The organism is Kluyvera georgiana ATCC 51603 (assembly GCF_001654985.1).
Classification (GTDB): domain Bacteria; phylum Pseudomonadota; class Gammaproteobacteria; order Enterobacterales; family Enterobacteriaceae; genus Kluyvera; species Kluyvera georgiana.
On sequence record NZ_LXEU01000150.1, the window covers coordinates 1 to 330 of the forward strand.

A 330-nucleotide genomic window follows, 5' to 3' on the forward strand; every position below is an offset into this window, starting at 1 on the left:
TGGCGGCTGTAGCGCGGTGGTCCCACCTGACCCCATGCCGAACTCAGAAGTGAAACGCCGTAGCGCCGATGGTAGTGTGGGGTCTCCCCATGCGAGAGTAGGGAACTGCCAGACATCAAATTAAACAAAAGGCTCAGTCGAAAGACTGGGCCTTTTGTTTTATGTGTTGTTTGTCGGTGAGCGCTCTCCTGCCCAGGACAAATCCGCCGGGAGCGGATTTGAACGTTGCGCAGCAACGGCCCAGGGTGGCGGGCAGGTGGAGGTTCGCCATAAACTGCCAGATATCAAATAAGTAAAAAAGCCCATCCTGACGGATGGGCTTTTTTACGT

General features: G+C 54.8%; 1 protein-coding gene and 1 rRNA gene. One reads left to right on the plus strand and one right to left on the minus strand.

Annotated features, from left to right (window positions below):
• Positions 1–114: ribosomal RNA gene (rrf, locus tag M989_RS24080) — 5S ribosomal RNA — on the plus strand; the annotation flags it as partial.
• A gap of 19 nt (positions 115–133) precedes the next feature.
• On the opposite strand, the gene M989_RS26130 is transcribed toward rrf, so the two are convergent.
• The coding region (locus M989_RS26130) for a hypothetical protein (RefSeq protein WP_064549277.1) at positions 134–330 on the minus strand (197 nt) is incomplete at its 5' end.